Raw genomic sequence first — 18,240 nt, forward strand, 5'->3', positions numbered from 1 at the left:
CTTCGGCTCGCGTCTTTCAAACCGTGACCTGCGCGGCCCTCGGGCCGCGCTTTTTTCACAACGCGTAGAGGTCGCGGAATTTCGTCTCCAGGTATTCCATGAGCGGCCCCTCCGACGGCGCTTCCCCGGTCGCGCGCGCGATGGTGTCGCGTGGCTCGAACAGGCCGCCATGCCGCTGTACGTTCTCGCGCAGCCATCCCGTGGCCGGCGACGGATCGCCCGCCGCCAGCGCGGAGTCGAGGCCCGGCTCCGCCCGGCGCAGCGCGGCATGCAGACAGCCGGCATAGACGTTGCCCAGCGAATAGGTCGGGAAGTAACCGAACAGCCCGACCGACCAATGCACATCCTGCAGCACACCGTTAGAGGGCCGGTCGACCGCGAAACCGAAATCGGCGGCGAACCGGGCGTTCCACGCCTCCTCGAGGTCGGCGACCTCAAGCTCCTTCGCGACCAGCGCGCGCTCGAGATCGTAACGCAGCAGGACGTGCAGGTTGTATTGCAGCTCGTCCGACTCGGTGCGGATGTAGCCGTCATGCACCCGGTTCACGGTGCGGTAGAACGCCTCCGCATCCGGGACGCCGATCTCTCCGAAGCGCCTTGTCATCTCGCCGAAGAGGTAGGAGGTGAAGGCTTGAGAGCGGCCGATCTGGTTCTCGTAGATTCGGCTCTGGCTTTCGTGCACGCCCATCGACACGCCCTGCCCGAGCGGCGTGAACAAGTAATCCTGCGCGACCGCCTGCTCGTAGGAGGCATGGCCGACCTCGTGGATCGTCGAGTAGAGGCAGTTGAACGGATCGTCCGCCGCCGTGCGCGTGGTGATCCGCACGTCGTTGCCCGACCCCGAGGAGAACGGGTGCACCGCCTTGTCGACGCGCCCGCGAGTCAGGTCGTAGCCGAAGGTCTTGGCGATGTCGCGGGCAAGGCGCATCTGCGCGTCCTCGTCGAACGTGCCCGACAGCCGCGCCGGCGCGGGCGCGCCGCGCACCTCGTCCAGCAGCGCCTTCAGCCGCGGCCTGAGCGCCCCGAACATCGCCGAAAGCTGCTCGGCCGTGGCGCCGGGCTCGTAATCCTGCAGAAGCGCATCGTAGACGTCGCCCCCATCCGCCAGCGCCGCGCCTTCCTCGCGCTTGAGCTTCAGCACCTGCGAGAGCGTCGGCGCGAAGGCCGCGAAATCGTCCTCCGCGCGCGCCTCCGCCCAGACGCCCTGCGCCACGCTGGTCACGCGCGCGAGTTCCGCCGCAAGCCGCGCTGGCACCTTGACCGCGCGATCGTAGGACCGGCGAATATGGCGCAGGTTGGCCGCCTGGACCGGCCCGAGCGGCTCTGGCGCCGCCTCCAGCGTCGCCAGCCACGCGCCGATGCGCGGATCGGACCGGCGGGCATGCAGCACGCCCTCCATCGCCGCCATTTCCTCGCCCCGCTGGGCGGCGGCACCGCGCGGCATCATCGTCTCCTGGTCCCAGGACAGGCGGCCAGCGACATGCGCGATGGCGCCGGTCTCGCGCTCGAACTCCATCAGGGCATCATAGGCGTCGGTCATCTTGTCCCCCGAAGAGATTGGGCCGCGGGATAGGCGGCGCCGAAGCGCGCCCGCAGGATCAGCACCCACAGCGCCACGGCCCCGACCTGGTGGACGATGGCGATCTGCCAGGTCGCACCGTAAAGCACCGTGGCGATCCCGAGCAGCATCTGGATCACCATCATCGCGAACACGGCGTTGAAGCGAAAGCGCGTCGCGGCGTGCGGCGACCGGCGCGAGCGCGCCCAGACGACGATGCCGAAGACGAACAGCAGGTAGCCGGCGATCCGATGCATGAACTGCACCAGCCCCGCGTTCTCGAAGAAGTTGCGCCACACCGGTTCGATCTCGAACGGCGTCGGCGGGAAGATCCCGCCCGACATCAGCGGCCAGTCGGTATAGGTCCGCCCCGCATCGATCCCCGCGACAAGCGCCCCGAGCAGGATCTGCAGGAACGCGAAGTGCATCAGGCCGGTACTCATGGAGAACAGCTTGCCCTCCCGCGCGCGGCGCGCCTGCATCAGCTCGCGGCTCTCGCGGCCAAGCCGGAAGACGTACCAGGCGATCAGACCCAGGATCACGAAGGCGAGCCCCAGATGCACCGCCAGCCGGTAGCTCGCGACGCTGATCATGCCGTTGCCGAGCCCCGAGGAGACCATCCACCAGCCGATCGCCCCCTGCAGACCGCCGAGCGCGCCCAGCCCCAGGAGACGCCCGGCCCAGCCCGGCGGGATCGTTCGGGTCACCAGAAAGCCCAGGAACCCGACCGCCCAGACCAGCCCGATCACCCGTCCAAGCTGCCGGTGCCCCCATTCCCACCAGTAGATCGTCTTGAACTCGTCCAGCGTCATGGTCGGGTTCAGAAGCTCGAATTGCGGGATGCGCTGGTATTTCTCGAACTCCGCCTCCCAGGTCGCCTGGTCCAGCGGCGGCACCGCCCCGGTGACGAGGTTCCATTCGGTGATCGACAACCCGCTGTCGGTCAGGCGCGTCAGCCCGCCCACGGCGATCATCACCATCACGAGCGCGAACAGCACCATCAGCCAGGCGCGCACCGCGCCGCGCGCGCCGCGGCGGCCGGCATCGATCATGCCGCCCTTCGGCGCCTCGGCCCGCGGGGCCGTGCCCTCGCCCACATCCTCGAAGAGCTTGCGCTTGGGCTTCTGTGCCATCCGACGCTCCTTGAACCACGCGCGCGGACACTATGCCCGCCGCGAGGGGCCTTCAAGTCAGCGCCCCCGCCCGGCCCAGCGGACCATCTGACGCAGGACCCCGTGCAGGATCTGCGCGTCGGCGCGCGTCAGCGGCATCCGGCTCCAGAGGTTGCGCAGGTTGCGCTTCATGCTCTCGGCCTTCTCGGGCGGAAAGAAGAACCCCGCCTCCTCCAGCCGGCTCTCGTAATGCGCGGCAAGCGCGTCGACCTCCGCCTGATCCGCCCAGACCGCGCCGGCCATCTCGACGGTGTGCGGCACGACCTCGGCGGTCGCCCGGCGCCATTCATAGGCCATCAGCAGCACGCATTGCGCAAGATTGAGCGAGGCGTAATCCGGGTTCACCGGTACCGACACCACGGCGTTGGCGCGCGCGATGTCGGCGTTCTCGAGCCCCGCCCGCTCGGGCCCGAAGAGGACCGCGACCCGCTCGCCCCGCGCGATCCGGTCGCGTGCCTCGACCATCGCCGCTTCGGGCGAATACACCGGCACGGTCAAACCGCGCGGCCGCGCCGTGGTCGCCAGCACGAAATGGCAGGAGGCGACGGCCTCGGCGGTGCTATCCGACACTTCGGCGGCGTCGAGCACGCGGCCCGCCCCGCTTGCCATGGCGCGCGCCGCCGGGTTGGGCCAGCCGTCGCGCGGCGCGACGAGCCGCATCGCGTCCAGCCCGAAATTCAGCATCCCCCGCGCCGCCGCACCGATATTCTCGCCCATCTGCGGGCGCACGAGCACGAAGGCGGGTTGCGCGGCGTCTGTCATGGTCTCTCCCGGAAAATCCGCTCCGTCCCTAGGCCCTCGCCGCACCCGCCGCAATCCCCGCCGCAACCGGGTGTCCCAACCCGATCAGGGGCGCGCCCGGGCTTTCATCTGTCCTCAAATATCCCGGGGGTGTGGGGGCTGGCCCCCACTCCCGTCCGCGCCTCCGGGCGCAACCTCAGATCACCTCGAACCCCGCCTCCGCACGATCCCGCCCGTTCACCTGCACGACGATCCGGTGCGGGCCCGGGTGCCACCTGAAGGTGCTCGCCGCCGCCTTGATCCGGTGCGCCTTGACCAGGACCAGCGGCGCGCCCGGCGCGGCTCGCCCCTGCCCGAGCTTGAACACCTTCTGCCCCGTGCGCCCGCCGGGCCGGTGGAAGACGACGCGGTAATCGACCAGCACGCGGGCCTCCGCCTCCGCCGCGATGGACACGCCGATATCCAGCACCTCCCCGATCGCCACCCGCTCCGGCACCGTCACATCGACGCAAAGCGCCGCGTCCGGATCGAAGCCGAGAAGCCGCAGCGCCTCGGGCTCGCCGCGCTTGACGGCGGTGCGCAGGGCGTGGCGGGTGATCCAGTCCATCTCGCGCGGGGCCTGCCGGCCCGATGCGGCCCAGTCTCGCAGCCGGCCGGTGACCGCCTCCGGCGCGATCTTGGAGATGTCGTTGAGGTGGTTCGCCACCGACCGCGTGACATAGCGCGTGCGGTCGGCATGCAGCCGGTCGAGAAGCGGCAGCGGCCTGAGCGGGTCGAGCGCGATCCGCCCCGCCCAGGGCAGCATCGGCCGGGTGCCCTCGCTCACCAGCCGGCGCACATGATAATTGTCGTCCTCAGCCCAGGTGCCCAGCCGCGCCAGCGTCTCCTCGGGCCAGCGGTCGAGGAACGGGCGGATGTAGAACTCCATGGAGAAGCGCTGAGTCGCCGCGTGCAGAAGGTCGAGCGCCCTTTCCCGGTGATTCTCCAACCCGTGCCGCACGGCGAGGATGCCCGGCACGGCATGGATGAACCGGCCGAAATCGTCGTCCGAGAGCGCGGGGTCGAGCGGCGGCGGCATCGCCGTCTCGAGCGCGTCGGCCATCGCCGGGAAATCGCGCGGCAGCTGCGCCTCGGCGCAGCTCGCCAGCCAGTCGAGCCGCTGGAGGAGCGTGCGCCCCTCCAGCTCCGTCAGCGCCTCGACCTCGAAGCGTGCCGCATCGAAGCCGGGCAGGACCGCGAAGTCGCGCGCCAGATCGGCGATGCTGCCGGCGTTGAAAAGCTGGTCGGACAGCGAGAAACCGGCGCCGCCGCCCTGCCCGTCCGGCCCGCGCGCCATGTCAGAGCGTCGCGTTGGTGGCGCCGCCATCCAGAAGCCAGTTCTGCCCGACCACGAAGCCTGCATGCCGCGAGCACAGGAACGCGCAGGCCTGACCGAACTCCGCCGCCGAGCCGTAGCGCCGCACCGGGATCGTCGCCTGGCGTTGCGCGCGCGCCTCCTCGACGGAAATACCCTCACGCTCCGCCACGCCGCCATCGAGCGATGCGGCCCGGTCGGTGGCATGAATGCCGGGAAGCAGGTTGTTGATGGTCACGCCGTCCTGCGCTACCTGCCGCGCAGTGCCGGCGACATACCCGGTCAGCCCGGTCCGCGCGGCGTTCGACAGCCCCAGTTGCGGGATCGGCGCCTTGACCGATTGCGAGGTGATGTTGACCACCCGCCCCCAGCCGCGCGCGCACATGCCCGGCAGCAGCGCCGTCATCAGAGCGATAGGGGTCAGCATGTTGGCATCGAGCGCGGCGAGGAAATCGTCCCGCCGCCAATCGTGCCACATCCCCGGCGGCGGGCCGCCGGCATTTGTAACGAGGATATCGACCTCGCCCGCTGCGGCCAGCACCTCGGCGCGCCCGGCTTCCGAGACGATGTCGGCCGGCACAGCGGTCACGGCGACGCCGAAACGGTCCCGGATCTCCGCGGCGGTGGTCTCCAGCGCGTCGGCGCCGCGTGCGTTCAGCACCAGGTCGACCCCGGCTTCGGCCAGCGCCTCGGCGCAGCCGCGGCCGAGCCCCTTGGAGGACGCCGTCACCAGCGCCCGCTTGCCCTTGATCCCGAGATCCATATCGTCCCTCCTGCCTCGTGTTGCGGCAAATCGCCGGAAACGCGGCCATAGCATGCCACATTCGCTTCGCATACACTCAAGCCCGTGTTCATTGGACAGCCATGCCGTCCGTGTGAGATGCCCCTACGATGCCCTCGAGTGCCGACTCCGCCCCGCTGCAACCCGTTTCCGTCTACCGCGCGGCGCAGTTCCGCGTGGCCAACGGCGCCAACCTCGGCGACGGCATTTCCGTTGCGGACGAACTTGTGCTCGACGACATCTACCGCCTGTCGCCCGTCGCGACGCCCGTGCGGCTGAGCTTGCTCGCCCGCGCGGAGCCGCCCTTCGCCATCGACGCGGGCAGCGAGGTCGGGCGCCCGGGCGCGGATCTGCACCTCGATTGCGCGGTGACCTTCATGTCCGGCGACGGCTGTACCACCGAAGCGCTGATGCTGGTGGAGACAGACGACGCCGGAAATATCGACGGGGTGTACCTCCTGCCGCTGGCGCCGCTCGATCCGCGTGCCGACTACGCACTGGTCGGGATCGACCCGGAGGACGCGCTGACCCGCTTCGCGCAGGTGGCCTGCGTGTCGTTCACCCGCGGCACGCTCATCACCTTGGCGAGCGGGGCGCAACGCGCCGTGGAAGACCTGGAGATCGGCGATCTGGTCCTGACGCGCGACGACGGCCCGCAGGCCATCCGCTGGATCGGCCACACGACGACGCGCGCCGTGGGATCCTTCGCACCGATCCTGATCAGGGCCGGGGTGCTGAACAACACCAACGACCTCGTGGTCAGCCCCGATCACCGCCTGTTCATCTACCAGCGCACCGACCGGCTCGGCGTCGGGCGGCCCGAGCTTCTGGTGAAAGCGCGGCACCTCGTGAACGGCGACACCGTCGCGCGGCTGAATGGCGGCTTCGTGGACTATTACCAGATGCTCTTCGATCATCACCAGATCATCTATGCCGAGGGAATCGCGGCGGAATCGATGCTGATCGACACCCGCACGCGGGCGGCGCTGCCGCGCGAGTTCTCCGAGACGCTGAAGGCGGTGATCCCCGGCCACCGTGACACCGCCGTCAGCGCCATCGAGGTTCAGGAATCGCTTCTGCACCGCGACGACGCAGCGGAAGTCCTGCGAAAGTCCTCCGGCGGGTAGGCGGCGCCGCACGTCAAACTTCAGCCCGCCTGGTAGAAGAACTCCTCCCGCACGATCCTGCCACCGGCGACGTGGTAGACGGCGACCTCCTCCATGTCGAAGCCGTCGCCACTGCTCTTGTCGCGGCCCTTGACCTTGAAGTGCACCGCGAAGCGGTCGTCGCCATGAGGAAACGGGCCGGAAACCACCTGCTCGGTCACCTCCATGTTGGCTTCCCACCAGGCATGCTTGCCACGAATCCCCTTCAGCCCGACGGTCTCGCGACTGTCGGAGCCGGGCATCTGCACCGCCTCCACCGACACCGCGTCCACCGCGTAGAGCTTTTCGAGGTTTTCCGCCTCGCGGCCCTCGCGGCACCCGGCCACCAGTTCCTTGCCAATCGCCGTCAGATCCATGACGTGCCCTCCCGGAATGTTCGCCAAACGTTCCTTGAGATTGCCGCAGAACCATGACACCGGCAAGACAAAGCTTCAGTGCTTGCGCAGTGCCTCGATCAGGTCGTCCTTGGTCATGTCGGAGCGGCCCTCGATCCCGACCTTCTGGGCCTGGGCATAGAGGTCATCCTTGCTCCACTCCTCGTAGGGCGGGCGCTTTCCACCCTTCTTCGACGGCGACATGTCGTCGTTCGCCCTGGCGTTCGCGATGCGTGCGGCCTTTTCCTTGGACATGCCGTCGTCGCGCAGGTCTTCGTACAGATCTTCGTTCTTGATCGAGGGGCGGTCGGCCATGACAGATCTCCTTTTGTCACCGCAACCGTGCAGCGCGCGCTCGGGTTCCCGCGGCCGATTGCGGGGCGCCCGGGGGCGGGCTATATCCCGCGCCATGCTCGATGCCCCATCCAACCGCCCCGCCCTGCCGCCCGAGATCGCGCGCCGCCGCACCTTCGCGATCATCTCGCACCCCGATGCGGGCAAGACCACGCTGACCGAGAAGTTCCTGCTCTTCGGCGGGGCGATCCAGATGGCCGGCCAGGTCCGCGCCAAGGGCGAGGCGCGGCGCACCCGGTCGGACTTCATGGCGATGGAGAAGGATCGCGGCATCTCCGTCTCCGCCTCCGCGATGTCCTTCGATTTCCGCGACTTCCGCTTCAATCTCGTGGACACGCCCGGCCACTCCGACTTCTCGGAGGACACCTATCGCACGCTCACCGCGGTCGACGCGGCGATCATGGTCATCGACGGCGCCAAGGGCGTGGAAAGCCAGACCCGCAAGCTCTTCGAGGTCTGCCGCCTGCGCGATCTGCCGATCCTGACCTTCTGCAACAAGATGGACCGCGAAAGCCGCGACGTGTTCGAGATCGTCGACGAGATCCAGGAGAACCTCGCCATCGACGTGACCCCGGCGAGCTGGCCCATCGGCATGGGACGCGACTTCGTCGGCGCCTACGACATGCTGAACGACCGGCTGGAGCTGATGGACCGCGCCGACCGCAACCGCGTCGCGGAGTCGATCTCGATCAGCGGTCTCGACGATCCCAAGCTGGCCGAGCATGTGCCGGATCACCTCCTCGACCAGCTCCGCGAAGAGGTGGAGATGGCGCGCGAGCTTCTGCCGCCGCTCGACAAGCAGGCGGTGCTCGAGGGACACATGACGCCGATCTGGTTCGGCTCGGCCATCAACTCCTTCGGCGTGAAGGAACTGATGGACGGGATCGGCGCCTACGCGCCCGAGCCGCAGCCGGCGCGCGCCGAACCGCGCCAGATCGCGCCCGAGGAAGGCAAGGTCGCCGGCTTCGTCTTCAAGGTGCAGGCCAACATGGACCCCAAGCACCGCGACCGGGTGGCCTTCGTTCGCCTCGCCTCGGGTCATTTCGAGCGGGGCATGAAACTCACCCATGTCCGGTCGAAGAAGGCGATGACAGTCTCCGCCCCGGTCCTCTTCCTCGCCGCCGACCGCGAGCTTGCCGAGGAGGCCTGGGCCGGCGACATCATCGGCATCCCCAACCACGGTCAGCTACGCATCGGCGACACCCTGACAGAGGGTGAGGCGCTGAAGGTCACCGGCATCCCGTCCTTCGCGCCGGAGCTTCTGCAGAACGTGCGCGCGGGCGATCCGATGAAGGCCAAGCACCTCGAAAAGGCGCTCTACCAGTTCGCCGAGGAAGGAGCGGCCAAGATCTTCAAGCCGTCCATCGGCTCGGGCTACATCGTCGGCGTGGTCGGCGCGCTGCAATTCGAGGTGCTGGGCGCGCGGATCGAAAGCGAATACGGCCTGCCGGTGCGGTTCGAGCCGTCGCAATTCACCTCCGCCCGCTGGGTCCACGGACCCAAGGACAAGGTGGAGGCCTTCGCCAATCGCAACAAGCAGCACATCGCTCACGACAACGACGGCGACATCGTCTACCTCACGCGCATGCAATGGGACATCGACCGGATCGAACGGGACCACCCCGAGGTGACGCTGTCGGCGACGAAGGAAATGATGGTCTGACCCGCCGGCGGCGGGGCCGCCCCGCTGCTTGGTCCACTGGAAAGGCCGTCCCATGTCGCGGCCGCGAGGCCGCCTTCCCTGCGCCCCGCGCTCTCGCGGCGGTTAGATGTCGAGCCGTCGCCCAGGCCGGCGCCCCTGCCCCTTCTTCTCGTTCCAAATACTCCCGGGGAGCGCGAGGGGCCGGCAGCCCCTCGCCGGCCCGATGGCTCACACCAGGAATACCGATCCCAGAATGATGACCGACACCGTCGCCAGAAGCGGGATCGCCACCGCCACCACAAAGATGTCGCCATAGCTCTGCTTGTGGGTCAGGCCGGTGATCGCCAGCAGCGTGATGACCGCGCCGTTATGCGGCAGCGCGTCGAACCCGCCAGAGGACAGCGCCGTGACACGGTGCATGAGCTCCAGGCTGATCCCCGACTGCTCGGCGATCTCGCGGAACCGTTCACCCAGCGTCTCGAGCGCGATCGACATGCCGCCCGAGGCCGACCCGGTGATCCCCGCCAGCACGTTGGTCGCCACCGCGGTCGAAATCAGCGGGTTCTCCGACACACCCAGCACCGCATCGCGCACCGTGGCGAAGGCCGGCAGCGACGCGATGGTCGCGCCGTATCCGACCTCGGAGGCGGTATTGAACACCGGCAGAAGCGATCCCATCGTGCCCTTGTTCACGCTCTCCTGCAGTTCCGTCAGCCGGCCCCAGTTGAGCCCGATGCACAGCACGATCGACAGGACCAGCGCGGCGATGATCGCCCAGATCCCCTTCACGTCGTCCTTGGTGACCTCGCCGTACTGCTCGGTCTGAAGATAACTGGTGTCGAGCGCCGGGATCACCAGGTAAGTGAACACCCCGTTCAGCAAGATCACCGCCACCACCGGCGCGATGGCGATGGCGAAGGACGGCAGCCCGGTTTCGGGCGCGTCGGCGTCGGCATCCGTGGGCGGATGCTCGCCGTAGCCTTCCCCGCCCGCCGCCGCGCGCGCCTTGCGCATGTTGAGCCACAGGATCCCGCCGATCATCATGATCAGGCCGGCGACCGTCCCGAGGATCGGCGCGGCGAAGGTGGTAGTGCCGAAATAGGGGGCCGGAATCGCGTTCTGGATCGCCGGCGTGCCCGGAAAGGCGGTCATGGTGAAGGTGAACGACCCCAGCGCCAGCGCCGCCGGGATGAACCGCTTGGGGATGTCCGCCCGTTTGAACAGCGCATTGGCGATCGGGTAGACCGCGAAGGCGACGACGAAGAGCGACACGCCCCCGTAGGTCAGCACGCCGCAGGCCAGCACCACCGCGGCGATCGCCTGCGCCGCGCCGATGCGGCTCACGAAGCCCTCCGCGATGGTCCGGGCGGACCCCGAGTCCGCCATCAGCTTGCCGAAGATCGCACCCAGCAGGAACAGCGGGAAGAACCGGATGAGATAGCCGCCGAGCTCCTCCATGAAGACCTGCGTGTAGGTCGCCAGAAGCGGCCCGCTCCCTGACAGGAGCACTGCCAGAAGCGCCAGCAGCGGCGCGAGGATCAGCACGTTGATCCCGCGATAGGCGAGGTACATGAGCAAGAGTAGCGAGATGATGATGCCGAAAAGTCCCACGGGATCCGATCCTCTCTGGTCTGGGGTCGCTGCAGCGCAGATACCGCTGCCCCGCGCCGCTTCCAGAGCAAATCGGCGCTAGCGCGCCCATGCGCGGATTCGCGCCTGACGTGTGGCGCCGTCGCCTAGAACAACGGCAACCATCCCGGCGTCCCACCCCAGGTCGGCGCGCCGCCCCCTCTTCATCTGGCAGAATAAACCCCGGGGAGCGCGAGGGGCTGACCCCTCGCTCCCGTCCCCTCAATCAGCGCCCCGGTCAGACCGCCTTCAGCGCCAGCACCGCGTTGAGCCCGCCGAAGGCGAAGGCATTCGACAGCGCCGCGCCGACCTTAGCCTCGCGCGCCGTATTCGGCACGCAGTCGAGCGCGCACTCCGGGTCCGGCTCCTCGTAGCCGATGGTCGGGGCAATCACCCCGTCGCGCAGCGCCATGATGCAGGCGAGAAGCTCCACCGCGCCGGTGCCGCCGATGCAATGCCCGTGCATCGACTTCGTCGAGGAGATCATCAGGTCGTCCGCATGGGTGCCGAAGACGTCCGCCACCGCGGCGCATTCGGTCTTGTCGTTCGCCGCCGTGCCGGTGCCGTGCGCGTTGATGTAGCCGATCCGTTCGCGGTCGAGCCGCGCATCGGCCAGCGCGGCCGAAATTGCCCGCGCCGCCCCCTGCTTGGACGGCATGACGATGTCCGCGGCGTCCGAGGACATGGCAAACCCCGCCACCTCGGCGAGGATCTCCGCCCCTCGGGCCTTGGCGTGCTCGTAATCCTCGAAGACGAAGATGCCGGCGCCCTCGCCTTGCACCATGCCGTTGCGGGTAGCCGAGAAGGGGCGGCAGCCGTCCTTCGACATCACGCGCAACCCCTCCCACGCCTTGATCCCGCCGAAGCACAGCATCGATTCGGAGCCGCCGGTGACCATCACCGGCGCCATGCCGGAGCGCACGAACCAGAACGCCTGCCCCATCGCGTGATTGGACGACGCGCAGGCCGAGGCGACGGTGAAGCTCGGCCCCTTGATGTTGTACTGCATCGAGACGTGGCTGCACGCGGCGTTGTTCATCAGCTTCGGCACGACGAACGGATGAACCCGGTTCTTCCCCTCCTCGTAGACCGCGCGGTAATTCTCGTCCTGCGTGGTCAGTCCGCCGCCCGAGGTGCCCAGCACCACGCCGGAATTGTTCGCGAGTTCCCCGTCGAAGGTCAGGCCCGATTGCCGGATCGCCTCTTCCGCCGCGATCAGGGTGAACTGGGTGTAGCGGTCGTAAAGCGCGATCTGCTGGCGGTTGAATACCTCTTCGGGGTCGAAGCCTTTCACCTGGCCGCCGATCTTGATCGCGAGCCTGTCGGTGTCGCGCATCTCGAGCGGGCCGATGCCGCAGCGGCCCTCGCGCATCGCTTCCAGCGTGTCCGGCACGGTCCGCCCCAGCGCGTTGATCGTGCCCGCGCCGGTGATGACCACGCGCCTCACGCGTGCTGCTCGGCCACGAGGCGCTCCACACCCTCGACGATTCGCGCCACCGAGGAGATGTCGAAGTCGCTTTCGGTCGGATCGTTGGCGTTGAAGGGCACGGAAATGTCGAAGGCCTCCTCGATCGCGAAGATCGACTCGACGAGGCCGAGGCTGTCGATGCCCAGATCCTCGAGCGTCATGTCCATCTTCACGTCCGAGGGCTCCAGCACGGCCTGCTCGGCGATGATCTCGATCACCTTGTCCTTGACGTTCATCGCGGGCCCTCGCGTTCAGGGGTCTTTCGTGGGCGCGAGACTTATCCGTTGGGGGCGTCCTTGGAAACCGATTTCCGAAGCTCCGCGACCTCGCGTGCCAGCCGCGGCAGGCGGCGCAGCGCCTTGTAGCTCTCAAGCGTCTGATCCATCTTGGTGGCGGGATAACCCAGCATTACGCGACCCGCGGGGATCGAGGACAGCACCACGGTGGCGCCGCCACAGATAACGTTGTCTCCGACACAAATGTTGTCGCTGATGCCAACCTGCCCGGCCAGCACGACGAAATCGCCGATGGTCGCGGACCCGGCGATCCCCACCTGCCCGCACAAGAGCGTATGACGCCCGACCACGGTGTTGTGGCCGACCTGCACCTGATTGTCGATCTTGGTGCCATCGCCGATGCGTGTGTCGCGCACGGTGCCGCGGTCGATTGCCGCGCAGGCGCCGACCTCGACGTCGTCGCCGATCGTCACCCCCCCGAGCGAGGCGATACGCGCCCAGGGCTGGCCCTTCACCTCGCCCTGATCGCCGAGGCTCTCCCGCGCCTTCTCCACCCCAGAGGCTTCGGGCGTGACGAAGGAGAAGCCGTCATTTCCGACCACCGCGTTGAAATGCGCGATGAACCGGTCGCCGATTGTGCAGCGCGCGCCGATCTTCGCGCCCGCGTGCAGCAGCGCGCCGGCGCCGATGGTCGTCCCCCAGCCCACATGAACCTGCGGGCCGATGACGGAGCCGTCGCCGATCTCCACGTCCGCACCGATCACGGCGAAGGGGCCGACGGCGACATTCTCGCCCAGTTTGGCGGAAGGATCGACCACCGACATCGGGTGAATGCCCGCGGAATAGCCCTGCCCCGGGTCCATCATGCCCGAAAGCGCCGACAGCGCGAAGCGCGGGCGCGGCGCAAGGATCGCGGCCTCCAGCCCCAGCGCCTGCCAGTCGGCTTCGCCCCAGAGCATCGCCGCCCGCGCGCGGCCCTGCGACAGCCCCTCGGCATATTCCGGTTTCATCGCCATCGCGAGCTGGTCGGCACGTGCGTCGGAAGGCTCCGCGACGCCCGTCACCATGAGGGTGTCGTCGCCGACGGCCTCCAGCCCCAGCGCCGAGGCGATTTCCGCGATAGTATACTGCATCCGTTCCCTCCGGGCCCCCGTCGCCCGCGAGGTTTAACTTTCGCCGCGGCCGAGAACCACCCCCGCCGAGGACAGCGCCTGCCAGATGCGCGCGTCACGGCCATAAATGTCGTCGCGGTACTGCATGCGCCCTTTCGCCTGGGTGAACGCGGTGCGGTAGATCAGGTGCACCGGCACCGGTGTTTCCAGGTTCACCCGCGCCTCCGATCCGGTGCGCAGGCGGGAATGAAAGAAGCCTTCGGGATCGTCGGTCTGCGGCGCGAGCAGCGTGTAGGCGAACTCGAACGGCTTCTCCAGGCGGATGCACCCGTGCGAGAAGGCCCGGACCTCGCGGCTGAACAAGTGCTTGGAAGGCGTGTCGTGCAGGTAGATGCTGTACTTGTTCGGAAACATGAACTTCACCTTGCCGAGCGCGTTGTTCGGCCCCGGCGGCTGGCGCATGGAATAGGGGAAATCCGACCCGAAGCCGCGATTGCGGCTCACCACCTGGCCGCGGCTGTTGATGATCTGCATGTGGCTGAGCGCGTAGGGGTTGCGGCGCAGCTGCGGCAGATATTCATTCCGGATGATCGATCGCGGCACGTACCAGGACGGGTTGATGACCATGTGGTCCATCTCGTCGGAGAATTCCGGCGTGCGCCGCCCGCCCTCGTCCGATCCGATCACCGCCACCGTTTCGAAGGTCACGCGCTCGTCATCGTAGATGCGCGCCTTGAACTCGGTCAGGTTGACCTTGATGTGCCGCTGCCCGAGCCCTTCCGGCCGGGTCAGCCAGCGCTCGCGCTCCATCGCCACAAGCACCTGTTTCAGCCGCGCCTCGGCCGAAACGTTCAGTGCGCGAAGCGTGCTGTCGCCCGCGACACCGTCGACCTTCAGGCCGTGGTCGGACTGGAACGCCTCCACGGCGCGCTGGATAACGGCGTCGTATTCGGCCGTCACCGTCGGATCGAGATAGCCCATTGCGATCAGGCGGTCGCGAAGCGCGAGGACACGGTCGCCGCTTTCGCCCGGAGAGATCCGGCCCGGGGACACCGGCCGGCCCCAGCCGCCACGGGACAGGATCCGCTCCAGCCGCATCTTTTCGCGCATGAGCCGGACGTATTCCTGCGTCTGCGGCGCAAGGCCGCGGAAGACCGCTCGCGGATCGCCGTCTTCGAGACGCTTCAGCAGCTCTTCGGGATCGCGGTGGATGATTTCACGCTTGATGCTGTTGTCGACCTGCGATGGCACAAGGGCTCCGGAGCCGACGTCACGCGCGAATTGCAGGAACGCCTTGGTCAGCCGAACATCGAGCGCGCCGCGTTCGCGGCCGGTGCGGGCCGCGCGCATCTCGGCCATCAGGCGGGTCGCGTCGTAGCGCTCCGTCGGCAGCCCGTGGGCCGAAGCGACGCCGACCGCTTCGAGCAGGGCCTCGCGCCGGGCGCGGTGCGATTCGTCCGGCCCGGTCCAGAGAGGTTCGAACACCCGGCCACGGTAGAAGGCGGCGACGCCGTCGTCCTCACCGACCGATTCGGCCACCGCCTGCTTGAATGCCGTGACCTGCGCTGCAACCGGAAGGGGCGCAAGGCTGAGCAACGCCGCGGCAATGCCGGCTGTCAGCCAGCGTCGCGCGGGGCTCGGAAGGTCGCCTCTGGGGTCGCATCGCATCAAGTGTTCTCCATAATCCCGAATGAAATCTGCGCCTTGGCAGTGGACGTCGGAACGAAGCGCCTGTCCACTCACAAATCGCTCAGGGTTCAAGAATTCAGCCGCCGTGATGCGATGCTGCACTCTCCGAACCGGCCGACCCGTCCCGAGCGCACAGCACTTCGGCAAGATCCCGCCAGTCTCGAAAGTCAAGGGAACCCTTTCCTGACTCGTGCTTCCACGTAGTCGCCGGGTGTGGCATAAATGTTAAGGCATCTGGGGAAAGATGGCAGGGTCCGCGCAACGACGCGGGCGACGGCAGCAGACAAGACTCGCACGACAATCGGGACAGCAAGCGGACAGTCGAATCCATGACCAACGGCACTACTGGCAGCTTCACGCGCCGCGGCCTCTTGCAGGCTTTCGCGGCGACCACTCTCACCGCCGCTCCGACTTTCTCGCACGCCGCAGGGTTCCTGCGCGGCGGCGGCGACATTCGCCGCGTGCGCATGTATTCCGGCCGCACCGGAGAGCGCATCGACATGATCTACTGGGTCGAGGGCGAGTACATCGCCGACGCCGTCAAGGAGATCAATCACTTCATGCGCGACTGGCGCAACGGCCAGGTCAAGGACATCGATCTGCGCACGATCGACATCATGGCGGCAACGCACAATCTCCTCGATTGTTCCGAGCCGTACATGCTCATTTCCGGCTATCGCAGCCCGGAGACGAACGCGATGCTGCGGAGCCGGTCGTCCGGCGTGGCCAAGAACTCGCGCCACCTCGTCGGGGAGGCGGCGGACCTGCGACTCTCCTCGCGCTCGGTCAACCAGATGGCGCGGGCCGCGTCGGCCTGCAAGGCGGGCGGCGTCGGGCGCTACACCGGGTCGAACTTCGTTCACATGGATTGCGGCCCGGTGCGCAGCTGGGGCAGCTGAGCCAGGGACCGCCAAGTCGAGACAAGGGGCGCCTCCGGGCGCCTTTTGCATGTCCGGTGTCATGAAGGCTGAACACGCGGAAATCCGCGTGCGTTCCGATTCCGCGATCACATTCAATGTGATCGGTGGAACAGCCCAACCCGGCAATGTGCGGAATCAACATGCGCCGTAGCCTCTCGGGGCGGGCAGGACATGGCGCGGTTGACGGGGCTCGAACCCGCGACCCCCGGCGTGACAGGCCGGTACTCTAACCAACTGAGCTACAACCGCATGTCCTGCGACGGGCCGAAGGAACGGAACGGTGGCGCGGTTGACGGGGCTCGAACCCGCGACCCCCGGCGTGACAGGCCGGTACTCTAACCAACTGAGCTACAACCGCATGTGCCGTCCGCCCGTGGCCCGGGCGTGGGGGGCGTTCTAGGCGGGGCCTTCGGCGGCGTCAAGCGTATTTGCAGGACTTCCGGGGCCGGAAATCGCATCGGCCAGAAGATCGAAGACCAGCCGCACGCGTCGGCTTGTCCGCAGCTCCTGCGGGGCGACCAGCCAGATCGGGAAAGCGATGGGATCGAGCCCCGGCAAAATCCGCTGCACCTGGGGCGCCGCGTCCCCCACCGCCACCGGCGCCGCGCCGATTCCCAGCCCGGCCAGCGTCATCGCCCAATGCACGAGGTGGCTTTCCGACGTGACGGCAAAGCTGCTTTCTTCGATCGGAAAGCCCAGTTGCCTCAGGAACCGCGCGTAACGGTCGTTGTCGGAAAGACCCAGGAACTGCGCGCCGCCGAAGTCGCCCGGCCCCGTCGCCCCCGCGAAACGCCGCAGGTAGCCCGGCGTGGCATAGAGCGATCCCGAATCGTCGCGCAGCCGCCGGGCGATCAGGTCCTCGTCCTCGGGCCGGGCATTGCGCACGGCGATGTCGGCCTCGCGTCGGCGCAGGTCCGACAGATCGTCGGTGGCGACGATCTCGATCCCGATCCCGGGATGCGCCGCGCGGATGGCGGCGACGGGTCCCGGCAGAAGGTATGCCGAATACATCTGGCTCGCCGTGATCCGCACCAGCCCCTGCGCCGACTGCGCCTGCCCCGCCGCGGCGAGCGACAGCCGCTCCGCCGCCGCGCCCATGTCGCGCACGTGTTCGGCCAGTGCAGCACCCGCCTCTGTCGGGACAAGCCCCCGCCCCACCCGGTCGAAGAGCGTCACGCCGAGCTGCGCCTCGAGCGCCGCGACCTGCCGGCCGAGCGTCGGCTGCGTCAGCTTCAGCGCCCGCGCCGCCGCCGACAGCGAGCCTTCCTCGAGCGTGGCGAGGAACGCGCGCACCTGATTCCAGTCGAAGTTCATCGCCGCCCAATTCATGCGTATACGCATATCATCAGGACGGAATTGCGCAATTCCCAAGCCTTGCCGCATGGATCATTCCAGTCTCCAAGAACCGCACGCGAAAGGAAACGCCATGAACTCCGCTGCCTTCTGGGACCGCATCGCCCCCCGGTATGCGAAACAGCCCATCGCCGATACCAGCGCCTACGAGGCGACTCTCGCGCGGGTGCGCACGTATCTCGGGTCAGAGGACCGGGTGCTGGAACTCGGCTGCGGCACCGGCACCACCGCACTACGCCTGGCGGGTGACGTGCTGCGCTATACCGCCACGGACATCTCTTCCGCGATGATCGAGATCGCGGAAGAGAAGCGGTGGGCGGACGGTGCGGGGAACGTCACCTTTCGGCAGGGCGGCGTCACGCCCGCAGAGTATGACGCAGAGACCTTTGATGCCGTGCTCGCCTTCAACCTCCTGCACCTCGTCCCGGATGTGGGCGCGGCGCTTGCGACCGTTGCGCAGCTCTTGCCGCGCGGCGGGCTTTTCATCTCGAAAACGCCTGCGATCGGCGAGAAATGGTATTATCGCCCCATGATCTGGGTGATGAAGCCGCTCGGCAAGGCGCCGGATGTCACCTTTCTGACGGTTCCGCAGATCGACCGCGCGATCGCCGCCGCCGGTTTCGAGATCATCGAGACTGGCCTTTATCCGCCTTCGACGCCGTCGCGCTTCGTGGTCGCGCGCAAGCGCTGA

The 18,240-nt window shown here is 67.9% G+C and carries 17 protein-coding genes and 2 tRNA genes; 4 read left to right on the forward strand and 15 right to left on the reverse strand.

All coding sequences use genetic code 11. The features are described 5' to 3' along the window. Positions 1 to 55: 55 nt before the first annotated feature. The 5 genes from F3H57_RS12585 to F3H57_RS12605 all read right to left on the reverse strand — a co-directional run bounded on the left by F3H57_RS12585 (position 56) and on the right by F3H57_RS12605 (position 5,588). Positions 56 to 1,540 (reverse strand): carboxypeptidase M32, encoded by a 1,485-nt coding sequence (locus F3H57_RS12585; RefSeq protein WP_149756264.1) that lies wholly within the window; start codon positions 1,538 to 1,540, stop codon positions 56 to 58. After that, positions 1,537 to 2,691 (reverse strand): heme A synthase, encoded by a 1,155-nt coding sequence (gene ctaA / locus F3H57_RS12590; protein ID WP_149756265.1) that lies wholly within the window; start codon positions 2,689 to 2,691, stop codon positions 1,537 to 1,539. Before ctaA ends, F3H57_RS12585 begins: the two co-directional genes overlap by 4 nt. Before the next feature lie 57 nt (positions 2,692 to 2,748). Further along, the gene (locus F3H57_RS12595) at positions 2,749 to 3,492 is read right to left on the reverse strand and encodes an RNA methyltransferase (RefSeq protein ID WP_149756266.1); all 744 of its coding nucleotides are present in this window, start codon (positions 3,490 to 3,492) and stop codon (positions 2,749 to 2,751) included. A gap of 175 nt (positions 3,493 to 3,667) precedes the next feature. Then, complete coding sequence (locus F3H57_RS12600) at positions 3,668 to 4,807, reverse strand: hypothetical protein (protein ID WP_149756267.1); 1,140 nt, start codon at positions 4,805 to 4,807, stop codon at positions 3,668 to 3,670. A 1-nt stretch (position 4,808) separates the two neighbouring features. Further along, positions 4,809 to 5,588 carry an SDR family oxidoreductase gene (locus F3H57_RS12605; protein WP_149756268.1) on the reverse strand — a complete coding sequence of 260 codons (780 nt, stop codon included), beginning with the start codon at positions 5,586 to 5,588 and terminating at the stop codon, positions 4,809 to 4,811. Between the two features lie 128 nt (positions 5,589 to 5,716). Between F3H57_RS12605 and F3H57_RS12610 the strand changes: the two genes are divergently transcribed. After that, on the forward strand, positions 5,717 to 6,733 hold the full coding sequence (locus tag F3H57_RS12610; RefSeq protein ID WP_149756269.1) for a Hint domain-containing protein: 1,017 nt from the start codon (positions 5,717 to 5,719) through the stop codon (positions 6,731 to 6,733). Between the two features lie 20 nt (positions 6,734 to 6,753). Here F3H57_RS12610 and F3H57_RS12615 read toward each other — a convergent pair whose 3' ends face one another. Together F3H57_RS12615 and F3H57_RS12620 are read right to left on the reverse strand one after the other, a co-directional pair. Next, positions 6,754 to 7,128 carry a nuclear transport factor 2 family protein gene (locus tag F3H57_RS12615; protein ID WP_149756270.1) on the reverse strand — a complete coding sequence of 125 codons (375 nt, stop codon included), beginning with the start codon at positions 7,126 to 7,128 and terminating at the stop codon, positions 6,754 to 6,756. Between the two features lie 75 nt (positions 7,129 to 7,203). Then, positions 7,204 to 7,461: a DUF7218 family protein gene (locus F3H57_RS12620; RefSeq protein WP_149756271.1), complete on the reverse strand. Its 258-nt coding sequence runs from the start codon at positions 7,459 to 7,461 to the stop codon at positions 7,204 to 7,206. Positions 7,462 to 7,555: 94 nt separating this feature from the next. On the opposite strand from F3H57_RS12620, the gene F3H57_RS12625 reads away from it, so the two are divergent. After that, positions 7,556 to 9,163, forward strand: a complete 1,608-nt coding sequence (locus F3H57_RS12625) for a peptide chain release factor 3 (RefSeq protein ID WP_149756272.1) — start codon at positions 7,556 to 7,558, stop codon at positions 9,161 to 9,163. 207 nt (positions 9,164 to 9,370) lie between these two features. Here the strand turns inward: F3H57_RS12625 and F3H57_RS12630 are convergent, their stop codons facing one another. The 5 genes from F3H57_RS12630 to F3H57_RS12650 form a co-directional block, all read right to left on the reverse strand. Then, on the reverse strand, positions 9,371 to 10,753 hold the full coding sequence (locus F3H57_RS12630; RefSeq protein WP_149756273.1) for a GntP family permease: 1,383 nt from the start codon (positions 10,751 to 10,753) through the stop codon (positions 9,371 to 9,373). A 256-nt stretch (positions 10,754 to 11,009) separates the two neighbouring features. Then, positions 11,010 to 12,218 carry a beta-ketoacyl-[acyl-carrier-protein] synthase family protein gene (locus F3H57_RS12635; RefSeq protein WP_149756274.1) on the reverse strand — a complete coding sequence of 403 codons (1,209 nt, stop codon included), beginning with the start codon at positions 12,216 to 12,218 and terminating at the stop codon, positions 11,010 to 11,012. Continuing rightward, complete coding sequence (locus F3H57_RS12640) at positions 12,215 to 12,475, reverse strand: acyl carrier protein (protein ID WP_149756275.1); 261 nt, start codon at positions 12,473 to 12,475, stop codon at positions 12,215 to 12,217. Before F3H57_RS12640 ends, F3H57_RS12635 begins: the two co-directional genes overlap by 4 nt. 41 nt (positions 12,476 to 12,516) lie before the next feature. Next, a complete protein-coding gene (gene lpxD / locus F3H57_RS12645) occupies positions 12,517 to 13,608 on the reverse strand; it encodes a UDP-3-O-(3-hydroxymyristoyl)glucosamine N-acyltransferase (protein ID WP_149756276.1) in 1,092 nt (363 codons plus the stop codon). Positions 13,609 to 13,641: 33 nt separating this feature from the next. Further along, positions 13,642 to 15,255, reverse strand: a complete 1,614-nt coding sequence (locus F3H57_RS12650) for a L,D-transpeptidase family protein (RefSeq protein WP_149756277.1) — start codon at positions 15,253 to 15,255, stop codon at positions 13,642 to 13,644. Positions 15,256 to 15,605: 350 nt separating this feature from the next. Between F3H57_RS12650 and F3H57_RS12655 the strand changes: the two genes are divergently transcribed. Next, on the forward strand, positions 15,606 to 16,175 hold the full coding sequence (locus tag F3H57_RS12655; protein ID WP_149756278.1) for a YcbK family protein: 570 nt from the start codon (positions 15,606 to 15,608) through the stop codon (positions 16,173 to 16,175). A gap of 193 nt (positions 16,176 to 16,368) precedes the next feature. Here the strand turns inward: F3H57_RS12655 and F3H57_RS12660 are convergent. The 3 genes from F3H57_RS12660 to F3H57_RS12670 all read right to left on the reverse strand — a co-directional run bounded on the left by F3H57_RS12660 (position 16,369) and on the right by F3H57_RS12670 (position 17,525). Then, positions 16,369 to 16,445 (reverse strand) — tRNA-Asp (locus F3H57_RS12660). Positions 16,446 to 16,477: 32 nt separating this feature from the next. Further along, positions 16,478 to 16,554: transfer RNA gene (locus tag F3H57_RS12665), tRNA-Asp, on the reverse strand. Positions 16,555 to 16,592: 38 nt separating this feature from the next. Continuing rightward, positions 16,593 to 17,525 carry a LysR family transcriptional regulator gene (locus F3H57_RS12670; protein WP_188129680.1) on the reverse strand — a complete coding sequence of 311 codons (933 nt, stop codon included), beginning with the start codon at positions 17,523 to 17,525 and terminating at the stop codon, positions 16,593 to 16,595. A gap of 97 nt (positions 17,526 to 17,622) precedes the next feature. On the opposite strand from F3H57_RS12670, the gene F3H57_RS12675 reads away from it, so the two are divergent. Next, a complete protein-coding gene (locus tag F3H57_RS12675) occupies positions 17,623 to 18,240 on the forward strand; it encodes a class I SAM-dependent methyltransferase (protein ID WP_149756280.1) in 618 nt (205 codons plus the stop codon).

The sequence above is a fragment of the Roseivivax sediminis genome (genome assembly GCF_900112685.1).
GTDB classification, from domain to species: domain Bacteria; phylum Pseudomonadota; class Alphaproteobacteria; order Rhodobacterales; family Rhodobacteraceae; genus Roseivivax; species Roseivivax sediminis.